The following is a 10,105-nucleotide window of genomic DNA, read 5'->3' on the forward strand; positions in this document are numbered from 1 at the left end:
AACCTCAAATATAAGAAGCATTGCAAATTTAGACATTTAGCTGTCTTAATTTTTTTTATATCTATTTTTTAGCGCTGTCGAAATTATAATGATTTGCAATACAAGTAGTGCCGGAATAAAAACCATTTTCCATTCAATTTCAGAACCTCCCGTTTTTGCTGAAACAAAGGCAAAGCTTATTGACAAAAAAATGCAAAGGATCATTGTCTTCATGATAATTCTGTTTTTAGTTGTATTAATTTTAGCGATAAAATTAATGCGTTTTTTAGGTTTCATTGGGTTAATTAATAGGATTCAATACAAATTTAGATGTATAAAAAGACATTTCCTTACGGTAAACCGTAATCAAAATGTTAATTTTATACTAGTCCAAAATCTTTTGCAATAGCAATTAAATGAACATTATTATTGGCTTTAAAATAGATTTTTAATTTATTGATTCGCTTTTCAATGCTGCTGGTTCCGTTTGGAGTTATTGACATTGCTTTAAATTCATTCGAAATATGTTCTAAAATATAACCTTTTGCTAAAAGCGATAAAATAGAAATATCATAAGATTCAATTTCAATTAAAGATTTGTCATTAAAACTAAAGGATAAATCAGATGATAGTATTCGCTCCTCATTTCTAAAAGTACCCTCAATGGCTTTTCTCAATTCTTCCATGCTGTTTCTTCCTTTAGAAACATAGGCATTTATACCCAAATCATAAAAAAGAGATTTAATTCGGTACGATTTGTCTTCTATCGAAAAGACTATTTTTTTTAAGTTTGGCTGTACTTTATTTACAGCCTCAATAAGATCTTCGCCTGTTGTAAGCTGATTTTTTCGATGATCAGATTTAAATGATAAATCGCTAATAAGCAAATCATAAGGCTCATTTTCGGCAAGTCCTTTTTTGATTTTTAATAAACCGTCATCGCAATATTTTACATGATCTATTGAATTTACTTTTAGGTCTTCAAGTATTTGTATTACTGCAATGCTTATACTATCTAGATCTTCGGCAACTAAAACTTTTTTGAACATATAATTTATTTTTAAATAGGAAAGGTGAAACTTAATTTAAACCCATTGTCAGAATTTTTATCAAAAGTAATAGTTCCATTTATAGTTTTTATACGGCTTTCCACATTTTGAAGTCCATTTTTTAAAATAAAGTTATGATTCCTTGTTCCAATGCCGTTATCAGCATATGTCACAATAATATTTTTTTTATTTATTTTGAAAATCGTACTTACTAGTGTTGCCTCACTATGTTTTTTCATGTTTAAAAACACTTCTTGCAGTACACGATAAAGTATGATTTTTTTGTTTTTATCAATTTCATTCCAGCGTACAGCATCAAAACCTTGCATTAAAATGTTTACTTTGTCTGTTTTGTATCCAGAAATCATTTCTTTTAATTCAGAAATATAATTTTCGTCAGTAAGAATAAAACTGTTCTCCTTTGAAATATTTCTGGTTTTTGAATAAATATTTTCCAGATTATTTAAAAGCTGTTCTTTGTTTTCATTTTGTTCTAGATCGCCATTCTTAACAAGAGTCAAAGTTTGGTACAAATCGTTGGCAAGTTCAGCATCTAGTTTTTTAGAAATTCTCGTCTCACTTTTATAAATAGCTTCGTTTTTCTCTTTTTTGCCTTTTCTAGCAAGGCGGAAAAATAAAAATAGTAGTGCAGAAAGAATAAATAAGATAGAAATATATAAAATGATATTACGGTTTTTTTGTCTTTCTAGTTGTAATTCTTTTTCTGCTTTTTGAGTTTTCAGCTCTAAATTTTCTTCTCTGTCTTTTTTTGAACTATATATAACATCTGCAAATTGATTTTTTGCTCTTTTCCTGCTTATAGTAAGACTATCAGCTTTTTTAATATAATTCTTCCAATGTTTTTTTGAATTTTCAGGATTATCAGCCTCAATAAGTTGGGCTAGCATATTAATTTCGTTTGTTGTTGCTTTTGCTTTTTTAGCAGAATGATAAGCTTTTTCTGCGAATCTTTTTTAAAGTTCTGGATTGTTGTATTTTAAATAATATCTATAGAAAGCATGATAATTGCCAATTAGTTCATAATCATCATTTATCTTAAGAGTTATTTTTAAACTTTCGTCAAAGCACTTGAATGCTGATTCTTTATGATTTCCAAGATATAAATAGGAAAGACCTAGATTGTACAACAAAGCGGCATGCTGAAGATCTGTATTAGCAGGAGTGATTTTATCAGCAATTTTATACTTTGCTATTGGCTCTAACAAATCTATTGCTTCCTGATATTTTTTTTGATGCATGTAAACAAATGCAATTTCAGATAATATTCGTGATTTTCTAAATGTAGAGACTGCTTTCTTTAACGCTTTTTTATGATAATATAATGCCTTTTCGTAATCATATGTATACAAGTAATTATAGGCCATTAATGTATAAGCATTGACGGCATATTTTATATTGGTTGTTTTTTCTAAGTAAGGAAATCCTTTTATAAGTGTAGCTTCTGCGTCATAATAATTACCATGTCGTTGCAGGATTTCTACCATATAGTTTAGTGATTCCACATACTCATCTGGATAGTCTGCTTTTGGTACACACAATAATTGTGTTTTATTAAAATAAAAAAGTGCACTGTCATATTTTCCTGAATCGAAAAAATCAAATGCTTTTTTTTGCATTTGTTTAATTTCGGCCGAACGATTTTTTTTGATATGCAGTATACGTCGCTCTTTTGCCTCAGAAAATTGCATGAAAAAGCAAGCCACCAAAACGATAATAAAGATTGGTAAACAAAAAGTAATGTAGTTTTTTTGAAAAAAGCGTAATAAGTTCTTAATCATAGCGGGAATTTAATTTGAACTTTAAAGCCTTTTCCTAAATCGGAATTAATCTCCATTTCACCTTGCATTTTGTGAATTGTATTTTCCATATTATGCAAACCATTTTTTAAAATCATTTTGGTTGCATTAATTCCTTTTCCATTATCAGTATAATTAATTATGATAGAATTGTCTTTTTCTTTAAAAGTTATTGCAACGACACTGGCTTCACTATGTTTTTTCATATTTACAAGTAATTCCTGTATGGCTCTGTACACCGATATTTTTTTAATTTTTCCGACTTTATCCCATGAAATTGTGTCCAAACCATTTAATAACAGATTTACATTAGATGTATTAAATCTAGAAATCATCTCTTTTAGCTGAATTGTATAATTTTGAGTGCTTAAAATAGGATTGTTTTCCTTTGAAATATTTCTGGTTCTGGAATAAATATCATCAAGTTTTGCTAGCAAATGATTTCTGTTTTCATCACTAGAAAGGTTTCTATTTTCAACAAATGCCAAAGCATGATACACATCATTTGCTAATTCGTCATGAAGTTTTTTAGAAATTCGAGTTTCACTTTGATAAGTTGCTTCAATTTTTTGACGATTTACTCGTACGGTTAAATAAAAGTAAATGATGGTAAGCAGACCTAATGCCAACAAGATGACAATGTAGGAAATGATATTTCTGTGTTCCTGCTTTTCTATTTGAAGTTCATTTTCAATTTTTTGTGCCTTTAGTTTTAGGTTTTCAATTTTTTCTTTTTTGGTATCGTATTTAATTTTTGCAAATTTATTCTTTGCCCTTTGTCTCACTTCATAAATGCTATCTTGCAACTTTATGTAAATAAGTGAGTTTTTCTTTGTTTCTATATCTGAACTATTATTTATAATCAATTTCAGAGCAAGTAAACCATCATCAATATTGCCGGCTAAAATGTAGTTTTCATAACTTAATTTTGCATACTTCATCGATAAGGTAGTATTGTCCTTTTCATAATAATCGGCGAGATTATAATAAGTTCGCCCCAGACCATCTTGATCTTTTGCTTTAGATTTTACTTCAATACTTTTTTGATAAAAAGACAATGCTCTAGAATCTTGTAGTTTGTAATAGCAAAAGCCTACATAATCAAGTATTTTTGAATAATAGGCGGGGTTTTCTTGTACCAATTCTTCTTTGCATATCGAAAGAAAAATAGGAAGGGCTTTTTTGAATTTGTGCAGTTTTATATAAATAACAGCGATATTGTTTTTTGCTTCAAGTATATTAATTCGGTCACTTTTTAAAATAAATGCTTTTGAATAATAGCGAATAGCATTTTGATAATCATAAGTGTAATAGTAATTTCTTCCTAAAACACTATAGATATTCCATATGTAGTTTGAATTGGTTGTTTTATTTAAAAAGGGAAATGTTTCAGTTGCTGTTATAGTGCTTCCTATGAAGTCTTGATGATCTTGTTGAATTTCGGCCATATAATATGTGCAGTACACAAAATTTTTGGCATCTTCATTTGGGTTGCAATTTGCTCTCGCTTTGTTGTAAAGATAAAATGCACTGTCTAGCTGTTTATTTTTATAAAACAAATCAGCTGCATGTATTATCTTTTCTATTTTGTCCTTGTCATTTGTGATTTTCTCAGCACTATTTTTTTTCTTTTGACAAGCAAAAAAGGACAAAAGAAGCAAAAAAATAGATAAAGAAAATTGTATTCTTTTTGTAACCATGCGCCAAAAATAGAAAATTATATTTCTTACAACCACGTATAAATACGGTATTTTGTTTTTGAAGTAAAAAAATAAAATTCGAAATCTCATTTACAGGCTTATACAAGTAGACCCTCGAATAGGAGGGTCTGTACACGTGTTATTTGTTGTAAAATTTATCTTTATAAAATTATTGAGCTCGCATTCCAGTAGCAATTCCAATCCTGTTCCAGGCATTAATTGTAATAATAGCTAGAATGATTTCAGCTAGATATTTTTCATCAAATATTTGGGCAGCGTTTTGATAAACTTCGTCCGACACATGATTGCTTATTAAAGTTATTTCTTCAGTCAAAGCTAGGATTGCTTTTTCTTCTTCAGAATAAAAATCAGCTTCTCTCCATGCGCTTAATAAATAGATTCGCTGTTCAGATACACCATATTTTCTAGCATCAGCTGTGTGCATATTAATACAGTAGGCACAGCCGTTTATTTGTGAAGCACGAATTTTAATAAGTTCTTTATGTACCGGAGTTAATGAAGTTGTGGCCATGTATTTTTCTAAACCTAACATAGCTTGATAAGCTTCAGGGGCAACAGTTGGGATAACAATTCTTGATTTCATTTTGATATGTTTTAAAAGTTTGATACAAAGTTCCTTTATATCGGCATTAAAAAACTTGAACTACTTCAAGAAATGCATTTAGATTTTTCCCGCTCTGATTTTGCTCATAAATTCAGCTGAAAAATCTAAATAAGATGCAATCATATATTGTGGAACACGTTGAACAAATTCTGGAAAATTGTCGTTAAAATGATGGTATCTTTCTTCTGCCGACATTGTAAATAAGAATTTAATCCGCATTTGCATGGCGCCAAACGTTTTTTGAGATACAATTCTAAAGTACCGTTCCAAACTCGGAATTTCAATTAAAAGAGCTTCCAGTACAGTTTTGTCAATCGCAATAACTTCTGTGTTTTCTACTGCTTGCAAATAAAAGCTTGATGGAACATGATTGTGATAACTTAAATAGTCTGTAATCCACCAGTTTTCAATGCCAAATTGCAGTGTTTGTTCAGCACCTTTAGAATTTATTATATATTGCCTCACACAGCCTTTAACTACAAAGTAAATTGTATTGCAGATTTGGCCTTCGGTCAGTACATGTTCTTTCTTTTTTATCGTCGAAAGTTCCAAACATGATTCCAACTTATCAATATCTGAAGGTTCGAGATTGATGAATTTTGCAATATGATCAAAAAGCGGTTTGTACATAAGGCTGGTTTGATTTTATACAAAGTTACTTTTTAAATTTTGTTTTGATGAGAGAGAATCTGAAACTTTATAAAAGCAAAAAACCATCCTGCTTAAGCGGGATGGTTTTTCTATGATAAGTAAGTAATCTTAAATTGAGTTTATAAAACGTTTATTTTACTTTATTAAGAATAGCTTTGAAAGCTTCAGGGTGGTTCATAGCTAAATCTGCAAGAACTTTACGGTTCAATTCGATTCCGTTAGCTTTAACTTTCCCCATGAATTGAGAATAAGACATTCCTTCCAATCTAGCTCCAGCGTTGATACGTTGAATCCATAAAGCACGGAAATTTCTTTTGTTTTGTTTTCTATCGCGGTAAGCGTAGCACATTGCTTTCTCTACTGCATTCTTAGCAACTGTCCAAACGTTTTTACGTCTTCCAAAGAAACCTTTGGCTTGCTTCATTATTTTTTTTCTTCTTGCTCTTTTAGCAACTGAATTTACCGATCTTGGCATAATTTTAATGTGTTTTTGTAGCAGGCGTCCTGAATTGAATCAAAGGAACTTCAAAGCCATACTCCAAGGTTATATAAATAATTTTTTAACCTAAAGAATTATTAGATAATTCTTAATTGTTGTTTGATGCTTTTCATATCTGTTGAGTGAACTAGCGCTGAGTGTGTCAAAGCTAATTTACGTTTTTTAGATTTTTTAGTCAAGATGTGACTTTTAAAAGCATGCTTTCTTTTAATCTTTCCAGAGCCAGTAACTTTAAAACGTTTCTTAGCGCTAGATTTTGTTTTCATTTTAGGCATTTTTCCTAGTGTTTTAATTTATTCTTACTTACTTATTTTGTTGTTTCAAGTTTAAGGTTTCAAGTTTTTTACTGAATACTTAAAACTGTAAACTGAACACTATTTCTTTTTCTTCGGAGCAATGAACATAATCATTCTCTTTCCTTCCAAAACTGGCATTGCTTCAACTTTACCATGTTCTTCTAAATCTGTAGCCAAACGCAATAATAAAATTTGCCCTTGATCTTTGTAGATGATAGAACGTCCTTTAAAGAATACGAAAGCTTTTAATTTAGCTCCTTCTTTAAGGAATTTTTCAGCGTTCTTTCTTTTAAATTCATAATCGTGCTCATCTGTCTGAGGACCAAAACGAATTTCTTTTACTACAACCTGCGTTGATTTAGCTTTCAAGGCTTTGTCACGTTTCTTTTGTTCGTAAACAAATTTCTTGTAGTCCATGATTTTGCAAACCGGCGGTTCAGCATTTGGTGAAATTTCAACCAAATCCAATTCGAACTGATCTGCTAAGCGTAAAGCTTCTGCAAGCTTAAATACACCTGGTTCGATGTTTTCGCCTACTAGTCTTACTTCTTGTACACCACGAATATTGTTATTTATTCTGTGTGCATCTTTTTTTTCTACGCGAGGTTGAAAACCTCTGTTGCTTCTTATTGCTATGACTTTATAATTTAAGTTAAACTGTAAAAACTTTTAATGTCTTTTTTATTTCTTCGTTTACAATCGAAGCAAATTCTTCAATAGAAACTGTAATATTACCTTTTCCTTCTTGACCGTGACGACGAATAGAAATTGTATCGTTTTTCTCTTCTTCTTCACCCACAATCAGCATAAATGGGATTTTTTGCATTTCAGCATCTCTAATTTTCTTGCCAATTGTTTCGTTTCGGTTGTCAATTAGGGCGCGAATTTCGTGATTTTCTAGCAAATCTAAAACTTTTTTAGCATAATTTTCGTATTTCTCGCTCAAAGACAAGATTATAGCCTGTTCAGGCATTAGCCAAAGTGGGAAATTTCCTGCAGTGTGTTCTAGTAAAATTGCTATAAAACGTTCCATCGATCCAAAAGGAGCTCTGTGAATCATTACAGGACGATGTAATTCATTATCAGCGCCTTTGTATGTCAATTCAAAACGCTCAGGCAAGTTGTAATCTACCTGAATTGTTCCTAGTTGCCATTGTCTTCCTAAAGCATCCTTAACCATGAAATCTAGTTTTGGGCCATAAAATGCAGCTTCGCCATATTCAACAACAGTATTTAAACCTTTGTCTTTTGCGGCGTTGATAATGGCGTTTTCAGCTTTCTCCCAATTTTCATCAGTACCAATGTATTTCTCTCTGTTTTCTTGATCTCTCAATGAAATCTGAGCTGTAAAGTTTTCAAAACCTAACGAACCAAATACATATAATACTAGGTCAATTACCTTTTTAAATTCTTCATCCAATTGTTCTGGAGTACAGAAAATATGTGCATCATCCTGAGTAAACCCTCTAACACGAGTTAAGCCGTGTAATTCACCAGATTGCTCGTATCTATATACAGTTCCAAATTCAGCATAGCGCTTAGGTAAATCTTTGTATGACCAAGGTCTTACATTATAAATCTCACAATGGTGAGGGCAGTTCATTGGTTTCAATAAAAATTCTTCACCTTCTGCAGGAGTATGAATTGGCTGAAAACTGTCTGCTCCATATTTAGCATAGTGACCAGAAGTAACATAAAGTTCCTTTTGGCCAATATGTGGGCTCACAACTTGTTCGTAACCTGCTTTCTTTTGAGCTCTCTTCAAAAATTGCTCTAAACGCTCTCTTAATGCAGCGCCTTTTGGTAGCCATAAAGGTAAACCTTGACCAACTTTTTGTGAGAAAGCGAATAATTCTAATTCTTTCCCTAATTTACGGTGATCACGACGTTTCGCTTCTTCAAGAAGTTCAAGATATTCAGTCAAGTCTTTTTGTTTAGGGAAAGAAGTTCCGTAAACACGAGTCAACTGTTTGTTTTTTTCGTCGCCTCTCCAATATGCACCAGCAACACTCATTACTTTCATAGCTTTGATGATTCCGGTATTCGGAATATGTCCACCACGACATAAATCAGTAAAAGTAGAGTGGTCGCAAAAAGTAATAGTTCCATCTTCAAGATTTGAAATCAATTCAGTCTTGTAAACGTTGTCTTTATACATTTCTAATGCATCGGCTTTGCTAACCGGACGCATTTTAAATTCGTGTTTTCCTCTTGAGATCTCAAGAACACGATCTTCGATCTTTTTAAAATCAGCTTCAGAGATTTTCTGATCTCCAAAATCCACGTCATAATAAAATCCATTAGCAATTGCAGGCCCAAGAGTTAATTTAATTCCTGGGTACAATTCCTCTAGGGCTTGTGCCATTACGTGCGAAGTCGAATGCCAGAAAGCTTTTTTGCCTTCTGCATCATTCCAAGTATATAAAATAAGATTACCGTCGGTCGTTAATGGAGTTTCGGTTTCAATAGTTGTACCATTAAAAGATGCAGAAATAACATTTCTTGCAAAACCTTCGCTAATGTTTTTAGCGACCTCCATTGGAGTTACGCCTTGAGCGAACTCTCTAATTGACCCATCGGGTAAAGTAATCTTGATCATTGTTTATAATTTTGTGAATGCAAATATACATGATTACAAAAATACATACAATATATATATGTATAAGATTGCTTTATTATATCTGTATTGAAACGATACTATATATATATATGGAGAAATTTTATTCCCGCAAGCCGACAGGTTTCTAAAACCTGTCGGGTTTATTTTTATACATATATATATGTGTATAGGGTAAATCTACATTCTAATTTTCCGTAGAGGCGCACAGCAGTGCGTCTCATGCACAAAGCTGACGCTTCAGGGAATCTAATTCGCCAATACATATATTAAGATGTCCAGCTTAGCGTCCCAAGACTTCAGATGAAGCCCTTTTAGATTGGAATTTGGAATTTCATAATCTGGAATTTGTTTTTTAATGAGGAGCTATTCCCGCTATGCGCTTCAATCTTTTGCTTTTTAAAGAAAAAAGCAAAAGGATTTCCGCTCCTATCGGGGCTATGGTATAGGTTTCCAGAAAGAGATGATGTGGAATAAAGATGATTTTGGAGGAAAATAGAGCGAAAAGCAGAAAAACTCTGCGCCTTTGCGCCTCTGCGAGATTGAAAAGCGCTTTGAAAGCAAGCTTCGGATCTTGATTTATGTTCAAAAAGAAGCTTCAAAGAATAAAAACTCTGCAAAACCGGCATACTGAAAGCGCCGAAAAACAAGGAAATTACAACAAAACCCAGAAAAACCGCACAAGAGGCCGAAAAAAGCGCGCCTGTAAAGAAACGGTTATCAGCGAGTTAAGAAAAAGATGGAAAAAAGATTAAAAAAAGAGGATAAAAAAGCTTGTATAACTGGATAAAGGTGCTACTTTTGCACCCGCAACAACGAAAGACGTTCACTGAAACACTGGCAAGGAATACGGAATCAAACTGAGAAAAATT

General features: G+C 32.0%; 11 protein-coding genes. All 11 read right to left on the reverse strand.

Features of this window, described 5'->3' with window-relative positions:
- Window positions 1-45 precede the first annotated feature (45 nt).
- The 11 genes from RB619_RS16970 to thrS all read right to left on the reverse strand — a co-directional run bounded on the left by RB619_RS16970 (window position 46) and on the right by thrS (window position 9,215).
- Window positions 46-213, reverse strand: coding sequence for a hypothetical protein (locus RB619_RS16970; RefSeq protein ID WP_155103615.1), 168 nt, complete (start codon window positions 211-213; stop codon window positions 46-48).
- Between the two features lie 146 nt (window positions 214-359).
- Window positions 360-1,028 (reverse strand): response regulator, encoded by a 669-nt coding sequence (locus tag RB619_RS16975; RefSeq protein WP_308099615.1) that lies wholly within the window; start codon window positions 1,026-1,028, stop codon window positions 360-362.
- A gap of 11 nt (window positions 1,029-1,039) precedes the next feature.
- Window positions 1,040-1,936, reverse strand: coding sequence for a hypothetical protein (locus tag RB619_RS16980; RefSeq protein WP_308099617.1), 897 nt, complete (start codon window positions 1,934-1,936; stop codon window positions 1,040-1,042).
- Between the two features lie 66 nt (window positions 1,937-2,002).
- Window positions 2,003-2,827, reverse strand: coding sequence for a tetratricopeptide repeat protein (locus tag RB619_RS16985; protein ID WP_308099619.1), 825 nt, complete (start codon window positions 2,825-2,827; stop codon window positions 2,003-2,005).
- A complete protein-coding gene (locus RB619_RS16990; protein ID WP_308099620.1) occupies window positions 2,824-4,545 on the reverse strand; it encodes an ATP-binding protein in 1,722 nt (573 codons plus the stop codon). The genes RB619_RS16985 and RB619_RS16990 overlap by 4 nt, the downstream gene beginning before the upstream one ends.
- A gap of 169 nt (window positions 4,546-4,714) precedes the next feature.
- A complete protein-coding gene (locus RB619_RS16995; RefSeq protein WP_308099623.1) occupies window positions 4,715-5,149 on the reverse strand; it encodes a carboxymuconolactone decarboxylase family protein in 435 nt (144 codons plus the stop codon).
- A gap of 78 nt (window positions 5,150-5,227) precedes the next feature.
- Window positions 5,228-5,800, reverse strand: a complete 573-nt coding sequence (locus tag RB619_RS17000) for a Crp/Fnr family transcriptional regulator (RefSeq protein ID WP_308099627.1) — start codon at window positions 5,798-5,800, stop codon at window positions 5,228-5,230.
- A 151-nt stretch (window positions 5,801-5,951) separates the two neighbouring features.
- Window positions 5,952-6,296: a 50S ribosomal protein L20 gene (gene rplT / locus RB619_RS17005; RefSeq protein WP_007810721.1), complete on the reverse strand. Its 345-nt coding sequence runs from the start codon at window positions 6,294-6,296 to the stop codon at window positions 5,952-5,954.
- A gap of 101 nt (window positions 6,297-6,397) precedes the next feature.
- A complete protein-coding gene (gene rpmI, locus RB619_RS17010) occupies window positions 6,398-6,595 on the reverse strand; it encodes a 50S ribosomal protein L35 (RefSeq protein ID WP_007810722.1) in 198 nt (65 codons plus the stop codon).
- Window positions 6,596-6,694: 99 nt separating this feature from the next.
- A complete protein-coding gene (infC, locus tag RB619_RS17015; protein WP_133527356.1) occupies window positions 6,695-7,246 on the reverse strand; it encodes a translation initiation factor IF-3 in 552 nt (183 codons plus the stop codon).
- Between the two features lie 22 nt (window positions 7,247-7,268).
- The gene (gene thrS / locus RB619_RS17020; protein ID WP_308099642.1) at window positions 7,269-9,215 is read right to left on the reverse strand and encodes a threonine--tRNA ligase; all 1,947 of its coding nucleotides are present in this window, start codon (window positions 9,213-9,215) and stop codon (window positions 7,269-7,271) included.
- Window positions 9,216-10,105: the final 890 nt, after the last annotated feature.

This window comes from Flavobacterium sp. LHD-80 (genome assembly GCF_030929605.1).
Lineage (GTDB): Bacteria > Bacteroidota > Bacteroidia > Flavobacteriales > Flavobacteriaceae > Flavobacterium.

Excerpts from the sequence above, each read along its gene's own strand:
- RB619_RS16970 (WP_155103615.1), bottom strand. The coding sequence starts at position 213 with ATGAAGACAATGATCCTTTGCATTTTTTTGTCAATAAGCTTTGCCTTT.
- RB619_RS16975 (WP_308099615.1), bottom strand. The coding sequence starts at position 1,028 with ATGTTCAAAAAAGTTTTAGTTGCCGAAGATCTAGATAGTATAAGCATT.
- RB619_RS16980 (WP_308099617.1), bottom strand. The coding sequence starts at position 1,936 with ATGCTAGCCCAACTTATTGAGGCTGATAATCCTGAAAATTCAAAAAAA.
- RB619_RS16985 (WP_308099619.1), bottom strand. The coding sequence starts at position 2,827 with ATGATTAAGAACTTATTACGCTTTTTTCAAAAAAACTACATTACTTTT.
- RB619_RS16990 (WP_308099620.1), bottom strand. The coding sequence starts at position 4,545 with ATGGTTACAAAAAGAATACAATTTTCTTTATCTATTTTTTTGCTTCTT.
- RB619_RS16995 (WP_308099623.1), bottom strand. The coding sequence starts at position 5,149 with ATGAAATCAAGAATTGTTATCCCAACTGTTGCCCCTGAAGCTTATCAA.
- RB619_RS17000 (WP_308099627.1), bottom strand. The coding sequence starts at position 5,800 with ATGTACAAACCGCTTTTTGATCATATTGCAAAATTCATCAATCTCGAA.
- rplT (WP_007810721.1), bottom strand. The coding sequence starts at position 6,296 with ATGCCAAGATCGGTAAATTCAGTTGCTAAAAGAGCAAGAAGAAAAAAA.
- rpmI (WP_007810722.1), bottom strand. The coding sequence starts at position 6,595 with ATGCCTAAAATGAAAACAAAATCTAGCGCTAAGAAACGTTTTAAAGTT.
- thrS (WP_308099642.1), bottom strand. The coding sequence starts at position 9,215 with ATGATCAAGATTACTTTACCCGATGGGTCAATTAGAGAGTTCGCTCAA.